Origin of the sequence: uncultured Faecalicoccus sp. (assembly GCF_944327125.1) — a bacterium.
GTDB lineage: Bacteria > Bacillota_I > Bacilli_A > Erysipelotrichales > Erysipelotrichaceae > Faecalicoccus.
Window position 1 is genome coordinate 16,208 of record NZ_CALVGO010000002.1, and the last position, 24,296, is coordinate 40,503.

At 40.1% G+C, this 24,296-nt stretch carries 27 protein-coding genes and 1 other annotated feature; of the genes, 19 read left to right on the forward strand and 8 right to left on the reverse strand.

Annotated features, from left to right (window positions below; genetic code table 11):
* Window positions 1-4 precede the first annotated feature (4 nt).
* The 6 genes from Q0K03_RS00530 to Q0K03_RS00555 all read left to right on the forward strand — a co-directional run bounded on the left by Q0K03_RS00530 (window position 5) and on the right by Q0K03_RS00555 (window position 6,180).
* Window positions 5-796 (forward strand): electron transfer flavoprotein subunit beta/FixA family protein, encoded by a 792-nt coding sequence (locus Q0K03_RS00530; RefSeq protein WP_297236614.1) that lies wholly within the window; start codon window positions 5-7, stop codon window positions 794-796.
* 13 nt (window positions 797-809) lie between these two features.
* Window positions 810-1,838, forward strand: a complete 1,029-nt coding sequence (locus Q0K03_RS00535; RefSeq protein ID WP_297236616.1) for an electron transfer flavoprotein subunit alpha/FixB family protein — start codon at window positions 810-812, stop codon at window positions 1,836-1,838.
* 12 nt (window positions 1,839-1,850) lie between these two features.
* Window positions 1,851-2,687, forward strand: coding sequence for a 3-hydroxyacyl-CoA dehydrogenase NAD-binding domain-containing protein (locus Q0K03_RS00540; protein ID WP_297236618.1), 837 nt, complete (start codon window positions 1,851-1,853; stop codon window positions 2,685-2,687).
* 65 nt (window positions 2,688-2,752) lie between these two features.
* Window positions 2,753-3,532: an enoyl-CoA hydratase-related protein gene (locus tag Q0K03_RS00545; RefSeq protein ID WP_297236620.1), complete on the forward strand. Its 780-nt coding sequence runs from the start codon at window positions 2,753-2,755 to the stop codon at window positions 3,530-3,532.
* Window positions 3,533-3,542: 10 nt separating this feature from the next.
* Complete coding sequence (locus Q0K03_RS00550) at window positions 3,543-5,096, forward strand: acyl CoA:acetate/3-ketoacid CoA transferase (protein WP_297236622.1); 1,554 nt, start codon at window positions 3,543-3,545, stop codon at window positions 5,094-5,096.
* Window positions 5,097-5,142: 46 nt separating this feature from the next.
* Entirely contained in the window at window positions 5,143-6,180 is a 1,038-nt protein-coding gene (locus Q0K03_RS00555; RefSeq protein ID WP_297236624.1) for a beta-eliminating lyase-related protein, read from the forward strand.
* A gap of 17 nt (window positions 6,181-6,197) precedes the next feature.
* On the opposite strand, the gene Q0K03_RS00560 is transcribed toward Q0K03_RS00555, so the two are convergent.
* The 6 genes from Q0K03_RS00560 to Q0K03_RS00585 all read right to left on the reverse strand — a co-directional run bounded on the left by Q0K03_RS00560 (window position 6,198) and on the right by Q0K03_RS00585 (window position 11,480).
* Window positions 6,198-7,046: a YitT family protein gene (locus Q0K03_RS00560; protein WP_297236626.1), complete on the reverse strand. Its 849-nt coding sequence runs from the start codon at window positions 7,044-7,046 to the stop codon at window positions 6,198-6,200.
* A 105-nt stretch (window positions 7,047-7,151) separates the two neighbouring features.
* A complete protein-coding gene (locus Q0K03_RS00565) occupies window positions 7,152-8,246 on the reverse strand; it encodes a metallophosphoesterase (RefSeq protein WP_297236628.1) in 1,095 nt (364 codons plus the stop codon).
* A complete protein-coding gene (locus tag Q0K03_RS00570) occupies window positions 8,239-8,955 on the reverse strand; it encodes an alpha/beta hydrolase-fold protein (RefSeq protein WP_297236630.1) in 717 nt (238 codons plus the stop codon). The genes Q0K03_RS00565 and Q0K03_RS00570 overlap by 8 nt, the downstream gene beginning before the upstream one ends.
* Before the next feature lie 44 nt (window positions 8,956-8,999).
* Window positions 9,000-10,208: an ATP-grasp domain-containing protein gene (locus Q0K03_RS00575; RefSeq protein WP_297236631.1), complete on the reverse strand. Its 1,209-nt coding sequence runs from the start codon at window positions 10,206-10,208 to the stop codon at window positions 9,000-9,002.
* Window positions 10,209-10,210: 2 nt separating this feature from the next.
* Window positions 10,211-10,750 (reverse strand): NUDIX hydrolase, encoded by a 540-nt coding sequence (locus tag Q0K03_RS00580; RefSeq protein WP_297236632.1) that lies wholly within the window; start codon window positions 10,748-10,750, stop codon window positions 10,211-10,213.
* Window positions 10,751-10,784: 34 nt separating this feature from the next.
* Window positions 10,785-11,480, reverse strand: a complete 696-nt coding sequence (locus tag Q0K03_RS00585; protein WP_297236633.1) for an N-acetylmuramoyl-L-alanine amidase — start codon at window positions 11,478-11,480, stop codon at window positions 10,785-10,787.
* 117 nt (window positions 11,481-11,597) lie between these two features.
* Here Q0K03_RS00585 and Q0K03_RS00590 point away from each other — a divergent pair, with 117 nt between their 5' ends.
* The 11 genes from Q0K03_RS00590 (at window position 11,598) to aspS (ending at window position 22,383) form a co-directional block, all read left to right on the forward strand.
* On the forward strand, window positions 11,598-12,326 hold the full coding sequence (locus Q0K03_RS00590) for a segregation/condensation protein A (RefSeq protein ID WP_297236635.1): 729 nt from the start codon (window positions 11,598-11,600) through the stop codon (window positions 12,324-12,326).
* A 9-nt stretch (window positions 12,327-12,335) separates the two neighbouring features.
* Window positions 12,336-12,878, forward strand: coding sequence for an SMC-Scp complex subunit ScpB (gene scpB / locus Q0K03_RS00595; protein ID WP_297236637.1), 543 nt, complete (start codon window positions 12,336-12,338; stop codon window positions 12,876-12,878).
* Window positions 12,878-13,606 (forward strand): pseudouridine synthase, encoded by a 729-nt coding sequence (locus Q0K03_RS00600; protein ID WP_297236639.1) that lies wholly within the window; start codon window positions 12,878-12,880, stop codon window positions 13,604-13,606. Before scpB ends, Q0K03_RS00600 begins: the two co-directional genes overlap by 1 nt.
* Window positions 13,603-14,331 carry a 16S rRNA (uracil(1498)-N(3))-methyltransferase gene (locus Q0K03_RS00605; RefSeq protein ID WP_297236641.1) on the forward strand — a complete coding sequence of 243 codons (729 nt, stop codon included), beginning with the start codon at window positions 13,603-13,605 and terminating at the stop codon, window positions 14,329-14,331. Before Q0K03_RS00600 ends, Q0K03_RS00605 begins: the two co-directional genes overlap by 4 nt.
* The gene (mtaB, locus tag Q0K03_RS00610; RefSeq protein ID WP_297236643.1) at window positions 14,331-15,629 is read left to right on the forward strand and encodes a tRNA (N(6)-L-threonylcarbamoyladenosine(37)-C(2))-methylthiotransferase MtaB; all 1,299 of its coding nucleotides are present in this window, start codon (window positions 14,331-14,333) and stop codon (window positions 15,627-15,629) included. Before Q0K03_RS00605 ends, mtaB begins: the two co-directional genes overlap by 1 nt.
* Window positions 15,620-17,071: a UDP-N-acetylmuramoyl-L-alanyl-D-glutamate--2,6-diaminopimelate ligase gene (locus Q0K03_RS00615; RefSeq protein ID WP_297236645.1), complete on the forward strand. Its 1,452-nt coding sequence runs from the start codon at window positions 15,620-15,622 to the stop codon at window positions 17,069-17,071. The genes mtaB and Q0K03_RS00615 overlap by 10 nt, the downstream gene beginning before the upstream one ends.
* A gap of 103 nt (window positions 17,072-17,174) precedes the next feature.
* The gene (gene rpsU / locus Q0K03_RS00620; RefSeq protein ID WP_016318853.1) at window positions 17,175-17,354 is read left to right on the forward strand and encodes a 30S ribosomal protein S21; all 180 of its coding nucleotides are present in this window, start codon (window positions 17,175-17,177) and stop codon (window positions 17,352-17,354) included.
* A gap of 39 nt (window positions 17,355-17,393) precedes the next feature.
* Complete coding sequence (locus Q0K03_RS00625) at window positions 17,394-18,347, forward strand: PhoH family protein (protein ID WP_297236647.1); 954 nt, start codon at window positions 17,394-17,396, stop codon at window positions 18,345-18,347.
* Window positions 18,348-18,385: 38 nt separating this feature from the next.
* The gene (locus Q0K03_RS00630) at window positions 18,386-19,111 is read left to right on the forward strand and encodes a YebC/PmpR family DNA-binding transcriptional regulator (RefSeq protein WP_297236649.1); all 726 of its coding nucleotides are present in this window, start codon (window positions 18,386-18,388) and stop codon (window positions 19,109-19,111) included.
* Window positions 19,107-19,297: a binding site (T-box leader), on the forward strand. Its footprint overlaps the gene before it by 5 nt.
* Window positions 19,298-19,332: 35 nt before the next feature.
* The gene (gene hisS / locus Q0K03_RS00635; RefSeq protein WP_297236652.1) at window positions 19,333-20,622 is read left to right on the forward strand and encodes a histidine--tRNA ligase; all 1,290 of its coding nucleotides are present in this window, start codon (window positions 19,333-19,335) and stop codon (window positions 20,620-20,622) included.
* A 9-nt stretch (window positions 20,623-20,631) separates the two neighbouring features.
* Window positions 20,632-22,383, forward strand: coding sequence for an aspartate--tRNA ligase (aspS, locus tag Q0K03_RS00640; protein WP_297236654.1), 1,752 nt, complete (start codon window positions 20,632-20,634; stop codon window positions 22,381-22,383).
* A 96-nt stretch (window positions 22,384-22,479) separates the two neighbouring features.
* Here aspS and Q0K03_RS00645 read toward each other — a convergent pair whose 3' ends face one another.
* On the reverse strand, window positions 22,480-22,608 hold the full coding sequence (locus Q0K03_RS00645) for a hypothetical protein (RefSeq protein ID WP_297236656.1): 129 nt from the start codon (window positions 22,606-22,608) through the stop codon (window positions 22,480-22,482).
* 220 nt (window positions 22,609-22,828) lie between these two features.
* On the opposite strand from Q0K03_RS00645, the gene Q0K03_RS00650 reads away from it, so the two are divergent.
* Window positions 22,829-22,990, forward strand: coding sequence for a hypothetical protein (locus tag Q0K03_RS00650; RefSeq protein ID WP_297236658.1), 162 nt, complete (start codon window positions 22,829-22,831; stop codon window positions 22,988-22,990).
* Window positions 22,965-23,546: a hydrolase gene (locus Q0K03_RS00655; RefSeq protein ID WP_297236660.1), complete on the forward strand. Its 582-nt coding sequence runs from the start codon at window positions 22,965-22,967 to the stop codon at window positions 23,544-23,546. The genes Q0K03_RS00650 and Q0K03_RS00655 overlap by 26 nt, the downstream gene beginning before the upstream one ends.
* A 9-nt stretch (window positions 23,547-23,555) precedes the next feature.
* On the opposite strand, the gene Q0K03_RS00660 is transcribed toward Q0K03_RS00655, so the two are convergent.
* Entirely contained in the window at window positions 23,556-24,296 is a 741-nt protein-coding gene (locus Q0K03_RS00660) for an ATP-binding protein (protein ID WP_297236662.1), read from the reverse strand.

Sequence of the window (24,296 nt, forward strand, 5' to 3'; positions counted from 1 at the left end):
GAATATGAAAATTATCGTTCTAGTAAAACAAGTTCCAGATTCTACTGAAATCACAGTAGACAAGAAAACTGGTACATTGGTTCGTGACGGTGTTCCAAGTATCATCAACCCTGATGATTTAGCTGGTTTGGAAGCAGCTTTAGAATTAAAAGATGCCAATCCAGATATTAAAATCGCCGTTGTATCTATGGGACCTCCTCAGGCAAAGGGAATGTTACAGGAAACCATCGCCCGTGGAGCCGATGAAGCATATTTGATCACTGACCGTCGTTTAGGTGGTGCCGATACTTGTGCTACCAGCCGTACACTGGCTGCCGCATTGAAGAAGATCGGATACGATCTGATCATTGCCGGACGTCAGGCTATTGATGGGGATACAGCTCAGGTAGGACCTCAGACAGCAGAACGTTTAGGTCTTCCTCAGATTACTTATGTAGATGAAATCATTGAATTAAATGCAGACAAGATCACTGTTAAGAAAGCTCTGGAAGAAGAAGAACAGATCTTAACTTCTAAACTTCCTTGTGTATTGACAACATTGTCTGGTATGAACAAACCTCGTTATATGAACTGTAACGATATCGTTGATTCTTTTGATAAACCAGTAGGAATCATGACTTTTGATGATCTCGATTTGGATCTTTCTGTTGTAGGTTTAGCTGGTTCTCCGACAAAAGTTCACGCAACATTTACAAAAGATGTAAGTGCAGAAACAAAAACTTATGATCTGTCTGCACAGGAAACGGCCGAATTGATTGCTAGTACATTAAAAGAAAAGCAATTGATCACGAAGTAGGAAGGAGAACAATATGGCAAAATTTGAAGGATACAAAGACATTTATGTATTTGTAGAACAAAAAAATGGAACCATTGCCGAAGTAGGTTACGAATTGATCTCTGAAGCAAGAAAACTTGTTGCCAGCATTCCAGAAATGGGATATCAGGTTGTCGGTGTTCTGTTAGGTTCTAATATCACAGATAAAGCACAGGAAGTTATTACTCATGGTGCAGATAAGGTAATCGTTGTTGATGATGAATTATTGAAAGACTATTCTACACAGTTCTATGCAGATGCATTGACACAGATCATCAAAGAATTCAAGCCGGATTCTTTCTTGACAGGTGCGACTGTTTTAGGACGTGATTTGGCTCCACGTGTTGCAGCCCGTATTAATGCAGGTTTAACAGCGGATGCCACTAAGATCGAAATCGATACGGAAAAGGCAAAAGACGGAGAAGCTTTATTGTTGGTTACTCGTCCTACATTTGGCGGTAACTTGTTTGGTACGATCGTTTGCCCGGACACTCGTCCTCAGATGGCTACGATTCGTCCAAAAGTATTTGATATGGCTCCTGCCGATGCAAGCCGTACAGGTGAAGTTGTGACTTTTGCTCCAGCATGGGAAAGTACAGAACCTCAGGTTACGATCGAAAAGGTTGTTGAAAAAGTTATCGAAGGCGTAGATATCACAAAAGCCAACATCCTGATTGGTGCTGGTCGTGGTGCTGAAGGATGCCTGGATGTTCTGGAAGCTTGCGCTAAGGAATTAGACGGGGTTGTTTGTGCTACTCGTGCCGTTGTTGAAGATGGCTACATGGATAAGAGTCTGCAGGTTGGACAGACGGGTAAGACCGTTCGTCCTGCATTGTACATTGCCTGCGGTATTTCCGGAGCTGTACAGCATGTTGCCGGTATGGAAAAATCAGATATGATCATCGCCATCAACCGTGATCCTCAGGCTGAAATCTTTACGATTGCCAATATGGGATTTGTTGGTGATGTGAACGAAGTACTGCCTTTGTTAGTAGAAGAAATCAAAAAGGCGAAAGCTGCCTAAGGAGGAAAAACCATGACATTAAAAGTAGGTGTAGTTGGTGCTGGTACAATGGGTCAGGGAATTGCGAATGCGTTCGCAACGGCCGGAAACCAGGTAACTGTTGTTGATGTGAAATTGGAATGGGCACAGAATGGTGTAAACAAGATTTTTGCATCAAAAGACAAATTGGTTGCCAAAGGAAAAATTTCTCAGGAAGCTGCAGATCAGGCCAAAGCAAATTTAAAAGCTGGCGATTATGCTGATTTAGCGGATTCCGATCTGATCGTTGAAGCTGTACTGGAAGTAATGGATGTTAAAAAAGAATTGTTCACAAAATTAGATGAAATCGTTAAAGACGATTGCATCTTCGGATCCAATACTTCAAGTTTAAGTATTACGGAAATCGCTAACGGAATCAAACATCCAGTAATCGGTATGCATTTCTTCAACCCAGCCGATCGTATGAAACTGGTTGAAGTAATCTCTGGTGCCAATACTCCAGTTGAAGTAAAGGATAAAGTGATTGCCATTTCTAAAGAAATTGGTAAAACTCCTGTTGAAGTCAATGAAGGACCTGGATTCGTTGTAAACCGTATTTTGGTTCCAATGATCAATGAAGCTACTTTCATTCTCCAGGAAGGAATCGCTTCTGCCAGCGATATTGACACAGCTATGCAGTTGGGTGCTAATCATCCAATGGGACCATTGGCTTTGGGAGACCTGATTGGATTGGATATCGTAGAAGCCATTATGGATGTTCTTTACCATGAAACAGGAGATTCTAAATACCGTGCTAGTACGTTATTAAGAAAAATGGTACGTGCCGGTAAATTAGGACGTAAAACCGGAGAAGGTTTCTACAAGTATTAAAATTTACTTGATGAATTAGGCGAAACGTTCTTGTTTCGCCTTTTTAAAAATGAAAGGAAAATATCATGGAAAACGTATTATTAGAAAAACAAGGTCATATTTCGATTATTACGATCAATCGAGAAAAAGCATTGAATGCACTGAGCACTGCCGTTTTGACTGATCTGGAAGAAGCAGTTAAAACTGTGGAAGCGGATGCCGATACTTATTGTGCCATCATCACAGGTGCTGGTTCAAAAAGTTTTGTAGCGGGAGCTGATATTGCGGAAATGAAAGACAAAACGGTAGAAGAAGCAGCTGAATATGGAGCTTACGGAAACAAGATCTTCCGTATGATCGAGACCATGCATTGTCCAGTCATCGCTGCTGTAAATGGATTCGCTTTAGGCGGTGGATGTGAACTGGCCATGAGCTGTGATATTCGTATCGCCAGTGAAAATGCTGTATTTGGACAGCCAGAAGTTGGATTGGGAATCACTCCAGGATTTGGCGGGACTCAGCGTTTAGCTCGTCTTGTACCTGCAGGAATCGCTAAAGAAATGATTTTTACTGCACGTAATATCAAAGCGGACAAAGCTTTGTCGATTGGTTTGGTCAACGCCGTAGTTCCAAGCGAAGAATTGATGCCAACGGTTTTAAAAATGGCAAATGGTATTGCGAAAAATGCTCCAATTGCGGTCGCATTGGCCAAAAAAGCCATTAATGAAGGGCTTCAGACAGATATCGACGGTGGAATCGAAGTCGAAGTAAAACGTTTCTCTGACTGCTTCGCAACAGAAGATCAGACGTATGGAATGGAATGTTTTGTAAACAAAGTCAAAGAAAAAGAATTTAAGAATAAGTAGGAGGGTTCATATGGCAAAGATTTTATCAGCTGAAGAAGCTGTTTCCATGATCAAAGATGGGGATACAGTCGGAATCAGTGGTTTTATCGGAATGGGACATCCACAGGAACTTAGTATCGCCGTTGAAAACAGCTTTTTAAATACAGGACATCCTCGGGATCTAACGGTTATGTTTTCAGCTGGAATGGGTGATGGTACAGACAAACTGGGTGCCAATCATCTAGGTCATGAAGGTCTTTTAAAACGAATTGTCGTTGGACATTGGGGACTGATTCCTACATTCCAAAAATTAGTATTTGAAAATAAAGTGGAAGGATACAATCTTCCTTTAGGTACGATTTCTTTATTGTTCAGAGAAATCGCCGGACATCGTCCTGGAGTTATTACTAAAATTGGTCTGAAAACTTTTGTCGATCCTCGCCTGGAAGGGGCTAAGATGAATGAAAAGACTCGCCAGGCCGAAGACCTTGTAGAATTGATCAACATGGATGGAGAAGAATGGCTTCGATATAAATCTTTCCCAGTCAATGTGGCTTTACTACGAGGAACTTATGCAGATGAAGATGGTAACGTTGTCATGACACAGGAAGCCGGCACACTGGATTCCTTATCCATTGCGCAGGCGGCCAAAAATTCTGGTGGGAAAGTTATTGTGCAGGTCAAAGAAATCGTACAGAACGGAACTCTTTCAGCCCGTGATGTGAAAATTCCTGGTATCTATGTCGATGCCCTTGTTATTGGTAAGCCAGAAAATCACTGGCAGACTTATTCACAGGAATACAACCCTTCCTATTCTGGTGAAGTACGTGTTCCTGTAGATTCTATCGAGCCAATGCCTTTGAACGCTCGTAAAGTTGTCTGTCGAAGAGCTGCGATGGAACTGGATCCACAGGCCATTATCAATTTAGGAATCGGTATGCCCGAAGGTATTGCCAATGTGGCCAACGAAGAAGGTCTTCCGGGCTTGAAGCTGACTGTAGAAACCGGCGGTATCGGCGGTGTTCCTATGAGCGGCACAGCCTTTGGAGCTTGTACCAATCCAGATGCGATGATTGACCAGCCATATCAGTTTGATTTCTACGATGGCGGTGGTTTGGATCAGGCTTTCTTAGGTTTGGCTGAATGCGATCGTCATGGAAATATCAATGTTTCCCGCTTTGGACCAAAAATTGCCGGCTGCGGAGGTTTTATCAACATTACACAGACAGCTCCGGTTGTCGTTTATTGTGGAACGTTTACCGCAAAGGGATTAAAGGAAAAAATTGGAGATGGCAAACTTGAGATCGTTCAGGAAGGTCAGATAAAAAAATTTAAGAATGAGGTAGAACAGATCACATTTGCGGCTGAATATGCTGCTCAAACAGGACAGAAGGTTCTTTATATTACCGAACGTGCCGTATTTGAATTGCTGGATGGCAAACTGACGTTGACCGAGATTGCTCCAGGAATCGATTTGGAAAAAGATGTATTGGCGCAAATGGAATTTAAACCTGCCATTTCAGAAAACCTTAAGCTGATGGATGAACGTCTGTTTAAAGATGAAAAAATGGGCTTAATCAAATAATTCGATAGAGTACTTTCGGGTACTCTATTTTTGAAAGGAGGCTTGTATGCTCTTTTTTAGAAACGATTATGGACAAAGCTGTATTCAAGATATCGTTGATGAATTTACGGCCATTCAAGATCAGAGCTTTGTAGGGTATGGAGAAGATACCATTTCGTTGAAGGCCAAGGAATTGATTCAGTCAAAAATTCCAGATCATCAAGTAGATATTCAATTTATCTCTGGTGGGACACTGACCAATCAGACCGTGATCAAATCGATTCTTCGACCTTTTGAAGCCGTGATTTCCTGTGATACAGGACATATTGCCACACATGAAACCGGTGCCATCGAAGCAACAGGTCATAAAGTCATCACTGTCAATAATGTCAATGGAAAGCTAACGCCGGATTTGATTCAGAAAACATTTGACGAACACATGCTGACCTATGAACATCTGGTCTATCCTAAATTGGTTTATATTTCCAATGCGACAGAGTTTGGAACGGTCTATACGCGGGATGAGCTTTTTTCGATTCATGAAAAATGTCAAGAATTGGGCTTATATCTTTATATTGATGGTGCTCGTTTGGGAGCGGCCTTGACTTCTGGAATTGATTATGGTCTTAACGATATCGCTTCCTGGGCGGATGTCTTTTATATTGGAGGCACAAAGAATGGAGCGATGATGGGAGAGGCTGTCGTAATCGTAAACGATGCTTTAAAACCATTTTTCCGCTTCTGCATGAAACAAAATGGAGCTATGATGGCCAAAGGCTGGATGTTGGGGGTACAGTTTTTAGGATTATTCAAAAATGATGCATTTTTTACTTGTGCCAAACATGCGAACCGCTATGCTTCACAAATTCAAGATTCTTTATTCGCCTTGAAATATCCTGTCTTAATGAAAAGTGATACCAATCAGATTTTTCCTGTTGTCACAAAATCAGAATATGATTATTTGAAAGATAAGGTAGATTTTGAAATTTGGGAAGAATCCGGCGATTCTTTAGTAATTCGTTTTGTGACAAGCTGGCATACTTCCAAAGAGGAAGTCGATCAACTTATCGAATTTCTAAAACAGGCAAAACAGCTCTCTGTATAATCGAGAGCTGTTTTTTTTTACTGATATTTCTTTTTCATTGAAAAGCCACGTCCCCAAACTTCTGAAACACGGCTTACGATCATAAAGGCATCGGGGTCAACACTTCTTACAATTTTTTCAATCCTTGGAAGTTCACGGTTTGATATCACACTTAAGATGACACTTTGTTCCTGCTTAGAATATCCGCCTTTTGCCTGTAATAAAGTTACGCCGCGATCAATTTCCGACAAAATATCTTTTGCGATTTGATCATGATATTCACTGATAATCTTGATTTCTGTTCGCGTGGTGCCCATGAGCATGACCTTATCCAATACAATCGAGGTCGTTAGAATCAATAAGATCCCGTATAATAAGTTTTCTAAAGGGTTATACAAGGTTTGTATGCTAAGAATGATAAAGTCAAATACATATAAACTGATAGAAACAGGAATTCTGAAAAAGCGGTACAAAAGAAGGGGAGGGATATCCATACCCCCTGTACTGGCTCCACTGCGTAATACGATTCCCAAGGATAATCCAAGACCTAGACCGGCAAAGATCGTATTCAACAATAAGTTTTCGGTAATTATAGGATCTCCTAATGTTTGATTCAAAAACTCCAGCGCGATCGGATAGATAAAGCTGCTGATGATGGTTGTCATCGCAAACTTTTTCCCCAAGATCAAAAAACCGATGATCAACATAAAAACATTGAAAATAAAGATAAACATCGTAATGGGAATGTTAAAGAAATGATTCATAAATAAACTGATTCCAGTGGTTCCTGAACTCATTAACTGAGAGGGAAGAACGAATAGTTTTACGGTAAGCGCATAAAGAATGTTCCCGATGATTACAGGGACAATGGATTTAAATACTGACATAACTCCTCCAAAAAAAAACACGCTGGAAAGAAATGTTTTCCCTGTCAGCGTGGATCAAGGCGATCGCCTAATACACCTTTATTTTATAGAATCTTTGTCCTAAAATCAAATACATTCTTTTACGTTTTCTTTGTACGTCCAACCTAAAACTCCATCTTTTTTTATTTGGGCTTTATTGCCGTAGGTCTTTACAATTTTGACACGATCTCCTTGTTTTAAGGGGATCTTATAATTTGTATAATCGCTAGCGTAATATTTCCCATTGCGTTTTTCAATAAAGAAACGATCCACCCAGAATGATCTTTTTAAATAGGGACTATAAACATAAGATTGATCGTTTCTTGTCTGCAGAATTTCGATTTCTCCATGATTCCAAGTAACAAACATCGGAATGGCGTTGTCTTTATCAACGTCATGTTGTACGATTGCTTCTGGCAAATTATCCGTACGTTTTGTATAGATCTTATTTCCTTCAAAAATTAAAGCGTTTAACTGTCCGCCTTCTTTTACAACGTTTCCGCCATCTATACAGTAGATATTCTTTGATACGTCATAGATGGGATCAAAATGAGCGATGTGTTTTTGATATTCAGTGACAGGCATATGTCCGCATATGACTTTTTTTGTAAATTTCTGTTCTGTGTGAAAGAAAAAAGGTGTTGTCATTGGAATCCTGAAATCATCTCCATAAAAAGTCTCGGATTGAATTCCAGCATGCGTGCATATAAAATCCTCTGTTTCTATGATATGGGGTAAATCATTACAAAAGGACATCTCTTCGTAAAAATGATAACGGAGCTGTTGACAAAATGATTCCATCTCTGTGTTTTCATGAAAAGTCAGATTGATTTGTTTTGCCATTTCATGAAGAAGGGAGTGTTTTCTTACAGTAAGAATCTTTTTAAGAAAATCCAGACGATAGGAAAGAAATGCATTTTTTACCGTGAAATCACAATTTCCCATAAGACAATGAACATCGCCTTCTTTGACCTGGTTCATGATCTGGTGCAGGAGCTCTAAGTTCTGCGGGCCTTTTTCTAAAAGATCTCCCAGCAGTATCAAACGATCTTTATGGATATCAAATCGGCAAATCTCCAAGAGTTTATTATAACTTTTGGCATTCCCGTGAATATCGCTGATGAAAATCGTTTTACCTTTTGACTTTTTATCTAATTTTTTAACTTTTATCTTTCTATTCATGATCAAACAAATAATTCAAAAATTCAGGTGTTTCTTCTTCCCATGAGCTTTCCGTGTGTTCACCTTCTGGTTTAACGTTAAAATAGATTTGTGCTCCATTTTTGGAAAGTCGATTTGCTAGTTCGGTACAGATTTTGGTTTCCTGAACGAATGCGTGTTTTCCGTGCCCTTCCAAAGCCCCCCAGGAAAAATAAAACGATGAAGGCTGTTGAAAATGAGTGCGACTGGCTTCCATTAAAAAATAATCGGCAGTGGGAATCAAATAAGGCGAGATGACCAGCGACTTTGAGTAGACATCGTTATAGCGCATGCCGGCATACAACGCCATTTCACCGCCGCAGCTGGAACCTCCGATCCAAGTCGTTTCTCTTTGCGGCAGGGTAGGAAAGTGTTCGTCGATGTAAGGCTTTAATTCATGAACGAAAAAATGCATCGTTCCATCTCCATACCCCTCTGAGAGAACTTGTAACTCTTCATCGGCAAAGGGATAGGGGCTGTATTCGCATAAACGATCATTTCCTTCATGAGAGCATTCCTGACCAACCACGATCAGATCTCGATGAGCATGGATGATACTTGCGGCAAGATTCCAGGACTTTCCAAAGGTTGCATCTTCATCGTTAAACAGGTTATGGCCATCGAACATATAAAGAACGGGATACCGTTTTTGTGAATAGAGATAGTCGTCCGGCAAAAACATATGGATCATACGTTTTTCCTTGAAAAGGCTCATAAAAAGTTCAAACTTTAAAATCACGCTTGATGTTCCTTTCTTTTTTCTTCAAATGCCTGTTTATAGAATTGTTTTCGCTGCTGTTCCGTTTTAAACCGGCAGGAGATCGTCACATCCCCCATTGTGGCAGCATAGGCTTCTGGAAGATAGATGACAGATATCAATTCATTTTTATATTTTTGTTCTAACTCTTCAACCGAGTATTTATAAGAAATCGAATTTCTTCGACCGGCAAAACCAGCGGATTCCCTGGTAATATTCATATAGTCCCCTTGCTGCGTCAATAAAACCTGAGCCCATATATCGTATACATCCAAAGATCCGGCATAGTTCATTAAATCAGGGGCAAAGCCTCCTGGAGGACGGAAATTGACTTCCAGACCAATGACGGTACCTTTTTTTCCAAGACCTTTCTTTTCTTTGGAAAGGCGAAAGAATTCACAATGAAAAAAGCGATTTTTTAATTCAAAGGCATGGATCGTTCGCTGGGCAATATCCCGGTATTCATCACTGATGGTAAAGGCAGTATAAGCACCGATCGATTGTTGATATTGTACCGAATCCATACAGTTTCCTACATATTCCAGTGAATTCAAATAACGGATCGTTCCATTTTCATCACATACGCCATCTAAGGTAAATACATCGCCTTCGATATATTCTTCCAAGATCATTTGATACTGCTTGGTCAAAGATAGATAGTGTTTGAGCTCTTCATCCGTTTTTACCGTATAGGTGAAAGAAGCCCCTACACCATGATCGGGTTTTAAAACGAGCGGATATCCGATTTTTTTGGCAAACTCCAGTGCTTTTTGTTCGTTTTCAACAAGGTAGTACCGAGCGGTAGGGATCCCTGCTTTTTCATAGTATTTTTTCATGCAGGCCTTGCTCTGGTATTCCTGTATCGTCTGATGACTGAATCCGGACTTTACATTAAAGTCATCCCGAAGTCGGGCATCAAGATCCAGCCAGGCTTCATTATTGGATTCGATCCAGTCAATTTTTCCATATTTAAATGTAAAATAAGCAACTGCTCTGAGCATTTCATCATAATTATTAAAATTATTAACGACATAGCACTCATCAATGTTTTCTTTTAATTCAGGCAGCAGATTATCGTATGCGGTATCGACGATTGCCAATACTGTCGCTCCGTATTTCTTTAAACCCCGGCAAAACATCCAGTAATTATCCGGGTAGTTAGGGGATATCATTATAAAATTCATCATCTTCATCTCCTTTGCAGTATCGCATACTGAATCGCGATTATAGTTTTTCCATCAACGATTTTTCCTTCCTGTATCATTTTATAGGCTTCGTTGATATCAATCCAAACTTTAATGATTTCTTCATCTTCATCCATGCTCAATCGATGGCTTGTTTCCACAGGATGAACGGCTTCATAGATCCATATCTTTTCATCACAAAAACCAGGGGTTGAAAGAAAAGCACATACAGGTTTTAGCTGATCACATTCATATCCGGCCTCTTCGTTGAGTTCGCGACGTCCGGCAAAATCTGGATCTTCTCCATATTCAAGTTTTCCTGCCGGGATCTCCAAGGTTTCTTCGTTGATTGAGTGTCTCACTTGTTTTACAAGCAATATTTTTTCATCAATGATGACAAGAACACCAACCCCACCGGGATGGACGATAATATCACGAATGTATTCTTTGTCACGAATTGTGACGACACGCTGTTCTAAAGTAAAGATTTTACCTTTAAATATCAGCTTTCTTTTCATTGTTTCATCTTCTTTCAATGTTTTCATTATATCAAAAAAATAGCCTTTCTAAAAGAAAAGGCTATTGAATTTGTTGAAGAATTGCTTCTGCGATTGCCTTGGATATCCGGTCCTGATAGGAAGCACTGGTAAGATTTTGGTAATCATTATCGTTGGAAAGGTAACCCAGCTCAATCAATATGGTAGGAATGGATGGGTCCTGCAGAATCAAAAAGTTTTCATAGTGATCGCTGTCCAACCCGCAAAATTGAGAATAGTTAATAGACATCAGCTTTTCATTGATCGCATTGCATAGGTCGATCAGTTCTTCGTTTGGATGGGTGAAGAAGGAATATCCCTGCATGGAAGCATCAATATCGTAAGCCATCTGAATGCTGATCAGATAATCGGCTTTTTCTTTTTTGGCAAAGGATATACTTTCCTGGTCATTAAGCAATTCATCCTGGTCGGAATAAATGACGTTGTAATCGGCTTCTTCCAGGTATTTTCCTAAAGTATCTACGATCTGTGTACTGATTTCCGTTTCGGACATTTTTTCTTCATCGGTATAATTTGTACTTTCATCGACAAAAGAGGTATCCAGACAAATCACCGCTTTGGATTCTGAAAAACCGATATCGATATTATCGTTTGTTTTGGGTTCGGTTTTGGTGTTTTCCGGAACACGGGTTTGAGAAGTGTCAAGGGTATGAAGATTGGGCTGTACGATCAGGGCCATGATCAAAGCGGCAATCAAAAAGAATATAGCGCGTTTCATTCATACACCTCCGAATCCTCACTATCATATCATAATATTAAAGGAAAGACATCTGTTTTCAAAAAGTGAATACTTTCTTGTTAGTGGCAAATTTGATATACTTGTTTGGGTGATATAGTGGAATTTAAAATAACGATCGATCAATTCGAAGGCCCTTTGGATCTGATGCTTCATTTGATCAAGGAAAATAAACTGGATCTTTTTGATTTAGATATGTTATCGCTGGCCAATCAATATATTTCTTTTATCCATCAGATGAAGGAAATGCACCTGGAAATTGCCAGCGAATATTTGATTGAACTAGCTTCTTTACTTGAATATAAAAGCCGCAAATTGCTTCCAAGGGAAGAGGTGATCGTGGAAGAAGATTATGAAGAACAGGAACGCGAAAACCTGGTGAGCCGTCTGTTGGAATATCAGCGCTATAAAGAAGCTTCCATGGCATTAAGAGAAGCGTTTGAAAAACGCCAGCTTCATTTTGAAAGACCGCAGTCATCGTTAGTGGATGAATGGTCAAAACCGATTGAATCCGATACCATGGATCCGCAGTCTCCCTATGAACTTATGAAAGCGATGAAACGTGTCATGCAACGTATGATTTTATTGCAGCCTTATGAGACGAAAGTTACGATTCGTGAGCTTTCTGTTGAAGAACGACTTGAACAAATCAAAGAAAAGCTAAAGTTCCAGGATACACCACTATCTTTTGAAGAACTCTGTCAGGATTGTATCGATCTTCATATGATCGTTGTTACTTTTTTAGCCATCCTGGATTTGATCCATCAAAAATTATTAACATTTTCCATAGATCAAGATGACACGATCTATGTTATGAAAGGGGCTTAGATTCAAGCTATGAATAAAGCAATTATTGAAGGGTTGTTGTTTTTGAGCGGGGAAGAAGGCCTCACTTTAGAACAAATAAAAACATCCTTGCAGATTGAGGATGAACAAGCCATATTGAATGTTTTACAGAATTTAAAAGAAGAATACCAGAGCCCGGAAAAGGGCATCGAACTGGTGGAATATGCCAGCCGTTATAAATTTGTCACAAAAGAATTTGTATATCCGTATGGGCAAAAACTTTTTGAACAGATCCATGCCCCAACGCTTTCTACGGCGGCAATTGAAACGTTAGCCATCATCGCCTATAAACAGCCGATCACGCGTGTCGAGATCGAAGAGATCCGCGGTGTTAATTGTGAGATGATGTTAAAGAAACTGCAGGCACGAGGTTTGATCGAGGCCAAAGACCGTTTGGATGCGGTAGGAAAACCTCTGTTGTATTCTATTACGGATGCATTTTTGGATGCGTTTAGTTTAGAGACGATCAAAGAATTGCCGCAGCTTCCTCAAACGAAACAAGAAGATGAACTTTTCAGTGAGGAGGATCAGTAATGGAGCGTTTACAGAAAGTGATTGCACAATCTGGTTACTGTTCCCGCCGCAAGGCAGAAGAATATATCATACAGGGGAAAGTAAAAGTCAACGGCAAAGTAACTGACATATTGGGAACCAAGGTCCATTCGAACGATACGATCGAGATCAATGGCACGGTTCTTGAAAAAGAAGAGCATGTTTACTATGTGATGAACAAACCCAAGGGATGCGTATGTACGAGCCGCGATGAACTGGGACGCAAGACCGTGCTGGATTATATGCCGAGTGAAAAAAGAATTTATCCTGTAGGGCGTTTGGACTTTGATACCAGCGGTGTTCTTTTTTTGACCAACGATGGTGATTTTGCCAATAAAATGATCCACCCCCGCTATCATCTTCCAAAGACTTATATTGTCAATCTTCAGGGAATCTTGAAAGACGAAGATATAAAACAGCTTCGAAGAGGACTAAAAGGAGCGCATGAAAAATATCTTCCAGCCAAGGTTTATCTTTTTGATACCGATGAAGGTCGAGACCGATGTCGATTTGAGCTAACGATCACTGAAGGAAAGAATCATCAGGTAAAAAATATGATGGAGTTGTTAGGGTATAAAGTTCGCCGCCTTCATCGAAAAAAAGTTGGATTTGTCGAAGTGGAGGATCTCAAACCGGGGCAGTATCGTCGGCTTAAACCATATGAAATCAAAAAGCTCATGGCGATGTCCATGCAGGGGGAAACAAAATGAAGCAAGTGTTTGTAGATTCTCTTTGTTCAGTAGATCAACGAATCATGCTGGATGAAAAACAGGCGCATCATTTATTTGATGTTCTTCGTACGGAAAAGAAAGAAACAATCAAGGTCGTAAGCAAAAAAGGAGGAGCTTTCCTGGCGCATCCTTTGCAGAAACCATATATTTATATCTTTGATGAAATCGAAGTCCCAAACAAACTTTTTCATGTGACCTTATGCTGTGCTTTGATCAAACAGGATAAATTTGAGTGGATGCTTCAAAAAGCCTGTGAACTGGGTGTCAGTCGCATCGTGCCTTTTGACAGCCGTTTCTGTGTTGTGAAACTGGACGAACAAAAAAAGATGAAAAAGTATGAACGATGGAATCAGATCTTGCTGGATGCATGCAAACAATGCAATCGCAACGATTTGGTTATGCTGGAACCTGTACAAACTGTTGAATCTTTACGGAATTACCAGGCCTCCTGCAATATGGTATGTTATGAAAAACAGTTTGATCCTTCTATGCACATCGCTTCCTGTCTAAAAAAAGATCCCAAAAGTGTTACGATTGTGATCGGCCCGGAAGGTGGTTTTGATGTCAATGAAATCGATATGCTTGAAGACGATCACTTTATACCCGTTTCTTTGGGAAAACGTATCCTGCGGGCAGAGACGGCGGCAATCTATGCCTTGTCCTGTATCGATTATCAGCATGCAATGTCCAGGGAGGATAAATAATGCGGTTTAGTATCATTACACTGGGATGTAAAGTGAACAGTTATGAATCCAATTTCTATAAAGAACAGCTTGAAAAAGCAGGACACATCTATGTCAACCCAGAAGAAAGCTGTGATGTTTGTATCGTTAATACATGTACTGTTACTAATACGGCTGCTTCAAAGTCCAGACAGCGAATCCATTCATTAAAAAAACATCATCCGAACGCCTTGATCGTAGCGGTGGGATGTTACGTACAGCATGCCTCGAAAGTGCAGCGTGAAGATCTTGAGGTCGATCTTCTGATCGGGGCCAAACATAAAAATGAGATCGTTGAACGCATTGAAGATTTGATTCAAACCCGTGTCCATACGGATTTGGTCGAAGATTTATCAAATTTTACTACATTTGAAGAAATGCCGATCCATGTTTATGAAGCCAAACATCGGGCATTTTTAAAGATCGAGGATGGCTGCAACCAATTTTGCAGCTATTGTGCTATTCCCTATGCCAGGGGACCGCAGCGATCTTTGCCAAAAGAAAAGGTCCTGTCCATCGCTAAGGATTTATCGAATAAAGGACATAATGAGATCGTTTTAACAGGAATCCATACAGGGCGATACCAGGATGGAGACATTGGCCTGTCCACTTTGTTGAAAGAACTTTTATCGCATACGCCAGATCATGTGCATTATCGGATCTCCAGTATTGAAATTACTGAGGTGGACCAGGAACTTTTAGATTTGATGAGGGAAACAAACCGTGTCTGTCACCATCTCCATATTCCTGTTCAATCGTGCTGCAATGAAACATTAAAACGTATGCGGCGTCCTTATACGATCGAAGAATTTATCGATAAACTTGGATCCATTCGTCAGGCCATCCCGGACATTTCAATTTCAACAGACATCATTTGCGGATTTGTCCAGGAAAGTGATGAGGAATTTGAGAACACCTTGGAAAATTTGAGGAAATGTCATTTTTCTTTTCTGCACGTTTTTCCTTATTCAAAACGAGATGGTACATTGGCCAGTACGATGAAAGGCGAGATCCATGGATCGATCGTCAAACAAAGAACCGATCGTTTACTGGAAATATCGAAACAGTTACGAAATGAAGATATGAAGCGTTTTGATGAATTGGAAGTTTTGATTGAACGACAAGATGATCAAGGAAACTATCATGGTTATACAAGTCAGTATCATCCCGTAATTATTCAATCAGATCAAAAACTGGAAGGACGAATGAAAGTAAAGAAGAGTAAGATCATCGATGGTGTTTATTACGCCGATCAGAAAGAAGGGGTAGTATGCGATTAAGTAAATTGTTCAAAAATGCACCGACCATCAACATTACCGGTCTATGCTTTGACTCTCGAAAAGTGAAAAAGGGCGACCTGTATTTTTGTTTGCCAGGCATTACCTATGACGGACATGACTTTATTGATCAGGCCATTGAAAACGGAGCCGTGGGAATTGTTCATTCTCGGGATCTAATGGATAAGATGCCGGGAGCTGTTTATATCAAAGTACAGGATGTCAATGAATGCATGAATCAATGTGCACGCCTTTTCTATGCGAAGCCTACGGATAAGATGACCATGTATGGAATTACGGGAACAAACGGGAAAAGTACTTGTGCCAATATTATTAAATACATCCGTGGATTCAAAGAACCATGCGGCTACATTGGTACGATTGCCATTGAATATGGCAAGGTTCGATTGGCTCCCGATCTTACGACACCGGATGCTCTGTTTCTTCAAAAGACTTTCAGCGATATGGTGCGTGCAGGGATGAAAGCGTGCGCCTTGGAAGTCAGTTCTCATGGTCTGGCTCAGCATCGTGTGGATGCGATTCGTTTTGATGTCGCCATCTTTACAAACTTTACGTACGATCATTTGGATTTTCATGGAACGATGGAAAGCTATTTCGAAGCAAAATCTTTATTGTTTAAAAATCTTGTCAAAGATGACGGTGTTTCCGTTTTAAATGTTGACGATCCTAAATTTAATGATTTAAAAGATATCTCTAAAGCCAGAGTGATCACTTACGGAATCACTCGGGAGTGTGACTACCGGGCTATCAACGTAAAGATCAATTCACAATACAGCACTTTTGATTTGATCTATCAGGGCAAAAAATATGCGATTCGTTCCAGTCTGGTCGCTGTTTATAATGTGTATAATTTACTGGCCTGTATAGCTGCCTTGCACGAAACCGGTATGCCGATCGAAGAAATTGTTAAGGCGTGTCCTAAAATTCCGCAAATTGATGGACGTATGGAACAAATCAATTGCGGACAGCCATTCCATGTGATCGTGGATTTTGCCCATACGCCGGATGGTATGGAACAGATGTTCCAATATGGACGTCACATTGCCGGAAAAGATCATCGCGTCATTACGGTGTTTGGTTCGGCCGGAAAAAGAGATATTGCCAAACGCAAAGTATTTGGGGAACTGGCTGATCAATATGCCGACATGATCATTTTGACCGAAGATGATCCTCGCGATGAAAATCCTAAAGATATTGCCTTACAAATTCGTGAAGGAATTCAAAATACACCCAATCTGTTTTTGGAAGACCGTTATGAGGCCATTCGGCAGGCCATCGATAATGCCTCTAAAGGAGATGTGGTCTTGATTTTGGGTAAGGGAGACGAGCCTTTTATGTACCATGCCACCGGCCGTGTCCCTTGGATAGGCGATAACAATTGTGTTCGGGAATGTCTTAAAGAAGCAGGGTATTCCAATTTGTAAAAATTGTGTGAAATTATGGCATAAATTAGATATTCTTGCTTGAAATGATGAAATGTCTTTGCTATAATCAACGTGTTGAAAGCTCAGGAAGGGAGGTAAACAAATGCCAAAGGTAGTTCTTAAAGAGAACGAACAGCTTGATGATGCATTGAGAAGATTCAAGCGTCAGGTATCTCGTAACGGCACCCTTGCTGAGGCCCGAAAAAGAGAATTTTACGTTAAACCAGGTGTACGCAGAAAGTTAAAATCTGAAGCTGCACGTAAAGCACGTAGAGGAAAATAAGAATCTGCATTTGCAGATTCTTTTCTTATAGGAGAATCCATGTCATACAAAAATATTGATTTAAGTTCTAAAAATTATGAAGATGTTCAATTGTTTGCCGGGATCAATGATATCAATTTAGAAACCATAAAAAAGGAATTCGGCTGTGATTTGATTCTTAGAGATCAGATTCTAAAATGTGACAGTGAATATTCTGAGGAAATTGAAGCGGCCGTGAAGGCAAGTTTTGATCTTATAACTCTTCAAAAAAAGATTTCGGTTCAAGACATCCTATATTTATGCCAGCTGTCAAAGAATCACCGATTACAGGATTTTGATCTTAAACATCTTAAACCTTTGGGGAAAACAAGATCGGGCAAGATCATTTATCCTAAGACGCTTGGACAAGCTATATTATGTGATGCTTTTAAGAACAACGATATTATCTTTGCTTCTGGAGTGGCCGGAACAGGAAAAACATACCTGGCAGTTTGTTATGCCGTCTCCTGCTTGAAAGAAGATAAGGTGGAAAAGATCATATTGACACGTCCTGCTGTGGAGGCCGGTGAATCACTGGGCTTTTTGCCCGGCGACATGAAGGATAAGGTGGATCCTTATTTAAGACCTCTTTATGATGCTCTATACGATATGCTGGGTGTGGAAAATGTAGAACGACTGATTGAAAAACAGGTGATAGAGATTGCTCCTTTAGCGTTTATGCGTGGAAGAACTTTAAGCAATGCCATCGTGATTCTGGATGAAGCCCAGAATACGACAAAAGCACAGATGAAAATGTTTTTGACGCGCATGGGACAGAAGACAAAAATGATCATCAATGGTGATATTACGCAAATCGATTTGATTCGAAAAGAGGAATCGGGTTTGGTACAGGCCACCCGAATCTTAAAAGGAATCCATGGTATCGGCTTTGTTGAAATGAGTAAAGAAGATGTTGTACGACATCCGCTGGTGCAAAAGATCATTGAGCGTTATGACACAATTGAAAATTCATAGGCTATACGTTATACTAGAAAGGTATTTGAGGTGAAAACATGGGAAGACATTTTGAAGTACGTGCTGCAGCCATGCAGAAAACGGCCAATCAAAAAGCGAAAATCTATTCAAGATATTCAAAGGAAATTTTAGTAGCGGCAAAAAACGGTGATCCAAATCCGGATATGAACCAGACGCTGAAAAAGGCAATTGAACGTGCCAAAGCCAACAATGTGCCGGCAGATGTTATCAAAAGGGCCATCGAGAAAGCCAAATCCAGTGCCGATGAAAATTATTCCAGTGCTCGTTATGAAGGCTTTGGATCGGGGGGAGGAAGCACGATCATCATCGACTGCTTAACGGACAATCCCAATCGTACCATTGCCAATTTAAGAGCTTGTTTCAACAAGAGTCATGCAAAACTGGGCGTTGGCGGTTCGGTTAGCTTTGGTTATGAACATCTGGGTGTGATCGTTATCCAGTATGACGATGAAGAATCCATGATGGATGCCTTGATCAATAAGGATATCGATTTAAAAGAAATTGAAATCGAAGAAGGATATATGACGATCACTGTAGATCCAACACAGCTGGATGATGCCAAAGAGGCCATTGAAGCCTTGATTCCAGATGTGAAGTTTGAAGTTTTAGAAAATAAAATGGTTCCAAATGAAACCGTGTCTTTACAGGGAGAAGATCTTGACCTGTTTAAACGATTGGTTACCCTGTTAGATGATGTAGACGATGTACAGAATGTATATCACAATGTTGACAATTTAGATTAATTCTATGATAAAGAGAAATCTGTAAGACGAATCTAGAGAGAATCTGGCTGGTGAAAAGATTTGAAGAAATACAGATTGGACACTTTGGAGAAGTCGATTGAAAAGATCGACCGTAAGTCGCGTTAAGACATAGAGAGCATACTGAATGTATGAAGTAAGGTGGTACCGCGTGCAAACGTCCTTATCCAGGGGCGTTTTTTTATTATTTGAAAGGAGTATTTATGGCATATCAAATTCCAAGAGGGACACAGGACCTGCTTCCCGAAAAAAGTTATCAATGGCAGGCATTGGAAAGAACATTACGAGAATTCTGTTACTTATACAACTACGATGAGATTCGGACACCTGTTTTTGAACATACCAATGTCTTTAAACGAGAAAACGATTCCAGCGATATGGTCAACAAGGAAATGTATACATTTCAGCTGGAAAATTCTAAAACCTCGCTGACGATTCGACCGGAAGGAACGGCCGGTGTTGTTCGGTCCTTTGTCGAAAATAAGATGTATGCGAATCCGGATCTTCCTGTCAAGCTTTATTACATGGGACCGATGGCACGTCATGAAAGACCGCAAAAAGGACGTCTTCGCATTTTTAATCAGTTTGGGATCGAATGTCTAGGGAATAAAAGTCCATTTACGGACGTTGAAACAATCGTCCTTGCGTTTTCTATTTTAAAGGCGTTAGGTTTAAATGATTTAAAAGTTTGTTTGAATACTTTAGGTGATGATGCATCACGGGCTGCCTATCGTCAGGCGCTTCAGACGTATTTTGAACCTTATGTGGATACTTTATGTTCCGACTGCAAAAGACGTTATGCGCAAAATCCTTTACGGATTCTGGATTGTAAGGTGGATCATGACAAGGAATGCATGAAAAACGTTCCTAAGATGAAAGATTATCTAAACGATGAAAGCCGGGAATACTTTGAAACGGTTTGTCATCTCCTGGATGAATTAGAGATCCCTTATGCAGTCGATGATCAGCTTGTTCGAGGACTGGATTACTATACACACACCGTTTTTGAAATTGTATCTATGAATCAGGAAATGGGTGCCCAATCCACGGTTCTTGCGGGCGGCCGTTATGACCACTTGATTCCGTATTTTGGCGGTCCGGAACAAATGAGCGGTATTGGATGGGCGCTTGGAATGGAACGCTTATTGATCGCCCTGGAAGCTGAGGGAATCACATTGGAAGAAAAGCCAGGTTTGGATGCTTATCTTATGTGTTTGGATGAAAGCGCCAGAATGTACGCGTTCAAGATTTTGACGCAGCTTAGAGCTTATGGCTATCGCTGTGATATGGACATGCTTCAAAGAAGTTTTAAAGCACAATTCAAAGCCGTTGATCGTAGTCATGCTAAATTTGCCTTGATCATCGGCGAAGATGAACGCAAGAATCATTTGATTACGATCAAAAACATCGAAAAGAAAACACAGGAATCTATTTCTCAGGATCAATTGATCGAATATCTGGATCATTATTTTGTGGATGAGGATCATCATTAGGAGGATTTTATGAAAAGAACACATAAAAACGGAGAATTACGCCTTAAAGATGTTGGAACCCATGTTGATTTGGTTGGATGGGTCAGTAAAAAGAGAAATTTTGGTCAGTTGAATTTTATTGATCTAAGAGATCGAAGCGGTATCTGTCAGCTCTTGTTTGATGAAAAATTCAGCGAAGACCTTAAAAATGTACGGAATGAGTATGTTTTGCATGTTTCAGGAACCGTTGTTGAAAGAAAAGACAAGAATCCGGATCTTCCAACGGGAGATATCGAGATCCAGGTGGATGGGTTTGAAATTGTCAATGAGGCCAAAACCACACCATTGATCATTGCCGATGAAACCGATGCCCTGGAGGATACGCGTCTTGAATATCGATATTTGGATCTAAGAAGACCCGTTATGCAGAAAAAATTGATCATGCGTCACCAGATTACTCGCAGTATGCGTGAATATTTGGATCAACATGACTTTATCGAGATCGAAACGCCCATGTTAGGGAAAAGTACACCCGAAGGAGCGCGTGACTACTTAGTTCCATCCCGTGTGCATCCGGGAAGTTTCTATGCGCTGCCGCAGTCTCCTCAGCTTTATAAACAGCTGTTGATGATTTCCGGCTTTGAAAGATATTATCAGTTTGCCCGCTGTTTCCGTGACGAGGATCTAAGAGCCGATCGCCAGACCGATTTTACACAGGTAGATATTGAAACCAGCTTTTTATCTGAAAATGAGATCCTTACGATGATGGAAGAAATGATGAAGAAACTGATGAAGGAAGTCAAAAATATTGATATCGAAACTCCTTTCTTGCGCCTGACATATAAAGAAGCCATGAATCGTTACGGAAGCGATAAACCAGACAACCGTTTTGGAATGGAGCTTCAGGAGATCACGGATCTTTTTACGAATACTGAATTTGGTGTCTTCAAATCTATTGTTGAGGCAAAAGGAAGCATCAAGGCAATCGTCGTTCATGACTTTAGTCATATTACACGTAAACAGATCGATAACTTCACGCATCTGGCCAAAAAGAATGGGGCCAAAGGGCTTGTTGTGCTCAAAGCTTTAGACAACGATTTATCCGGATCGGCCCGTAAGTTCTTATCCGATGAAGAAGTACAAAACTTATACCAGCGTTTGAGTCTAAAGGAAAATGACTGTGTATTTATCGTGAGTGATACATGGAGTCGAACTTGTACCGTTTTAGGCGCATTAAGAAACGAGATTGGAAATCAACTGGGATTCAAGAAAAAAGATGAATTCTCTTTCTTATGGGTCACAGAATTTCCAATGTTTGAATATTCGGAAGAGCTGGGTCGTTATCAGGCAAGCCATCATCCGTTTACACAGCCAATGGAAGAAGATATCCCATTGTTGGACAGCGATGTTGAAGCGGTACGTGCCAATGCCTATGACATTATTTTAAATGGTTATGAATTAGGCGGAGGAAGTTTGCGTATCTATGATAACAAACTGCAGGAGAAGATTTTTGAACTTTTGGGATTTACAGATCAGCAAATCAAAGATAAGTTTGGATTCTTTATTGATGCCTTCCAGTATGGTACTCCTCCGCATGGAGGCCTCGCATTTGGTTTAGATCGTATTGCGATGATCTTGTCCGAAAGTGATTCCATTCGTGATGTGATTGCTTTCCCTAAAAATGCGAATGCGAAATGCCCAATGTCTAAGGCACCTACTCCAGTCGATCCAGCGCAGTTAGAAGAACTTCATATCCAGATCACAGAAAAAGAAGAGGCATAAAATAAAAGGTGAATCTCTAATTTTAACAAATTATGAGATTTACCTTTTTGCGTATTCCGTTAACTGAAGTCTACTCGGAGTGAATATGCGTATTACTTAATCATAATGAATATGCAGTTCGTCCACCTCAAAAATAGGATATATATCAAACCAGCTTTTCCATTTATCATCGATAGACTTGCTTTCTAAGATAAAGTCGGCTATGATGAAATTACCCAAGGACATAACATTTTTCCTACGCTTAGAGATAAGGGAAACCGGATGTTGTTATTTTGTGTTGAAGACCCGCTGCGAGTGGGGATCCTAAGACTTAACACAGGTTACCCACCTGTACATACAGGGAAAGATCTCCGTTCCTTGGGACTTTTTTATAACTGATTTTAGTATCGACATAAATAATGTCACTTTCATATTTATATTGTATGTAGATTAAGGAAGTGATACGATGTCAGATATCTTAAATTGTATGCAAAATGATCCATATTTTTGTTTAATGGCGACCCTGCAGATTTTATCCTGGATTGGATTTGTATCCGTTACGCTGGGCGCTTTCTATCATTGTTTATTTGAGGGTGTTCATCATGTCAAAAAAAGAAGAGTTTATTGAAATTTATAAAAAGTATATTCATCGCGATGGTGCAAAAGAATTTCTGGATTACTTAACCGGTAAAAATTCTGATTTTTTTACCGCTCCGGCCAGCACGCGGTTTCACGGCAATTATTCTGGAGGCCTGGTCGATCACAGCATCCATGTTTTTTACTGTCTAAAGGATTATCTGCAAAGAACACGCGTGAAAGATATTTATGGGATGGATTATTCCGATGAATCGATTGCGATCGTAGCATTGCTTCACGATGTATGTAAAATCAATGTCTATAAAGAGAGTTTCCGGAATAAAAAAGTGAATGGTGAATGGGTACAAGTTCCATTTTATGAATTTGAAGATAAGATGCCATATGGCCATGGGGAAAAGAGTGTCTATATGATCACACCTTTTATGAAACTTAGCCGGGAAGAAGCTTTTGCGATTCGTTACCATATGGGATTTTCTAATGAGGATTCGCCTAAAAACGTAGGATACACTTTCGAGCATTTTCCACTGGCATTCGCATTAAGTACAGCCGATATGGAAGCTACTTATTTCTGTGATGAACAAAAGTAGGCCCTGAATTTATTCAGAGCCTTTTTCTTTTGTCCATAAGGCGATTTGTTCCTGATTGGACAAAGATTTTAAAAAGTTTTCCTGTGCCTGCGGGTAATGAGAGTAGAACTTATGGAGCAATTCCTTGATGTCTTGCCGCTGTGTGTGACCGTCATTGGGACAAACTCTTTTTACTGAAGGAATCGCATTGTTGATGCATACCTGCTCAATGGTTTCCTCCTTTAAATAGACCATCGGCCGAATCATGTACATATCCATTCGGGACATATATTGTTTGGGCATAAAGGTAGCAATCTTAGAACCATGGACCATATTCAAGACAAGTGTTTCGATCGCATCATCTCCATGATGTCCTAAAGCGATTTTATTGCATCCTAAAACTTTGGCCTTTTCAAATAAAACTCCTTTTTTTAAGGTGGAGCATAAAGAGCACTGAATCTCACCTTTTGTGTTCCGATTCTTTTTCAATATTTCGAAAATCTGTGTTTTTTCAATATAAAGGTTTAGATTGTGTTCTTTGGCAAAATCAATCATTTTCTCATGTTCAAATTCATCGAAGCCAACATCGACATGGATGCCGCATAGCTCAAAGGAATGAGGCGCAAATTTCTGATAGATCGATAATGCCAGAAACAGCAGCATACTGTCTTTTCCACCGCTTAAGGCAACACAGATCTTATCGTTGTCATCAATTAGCTGAAAGTCATGATCGGCTTTTCGTATCTCTCTTAATATAGACTGAATTTTCAT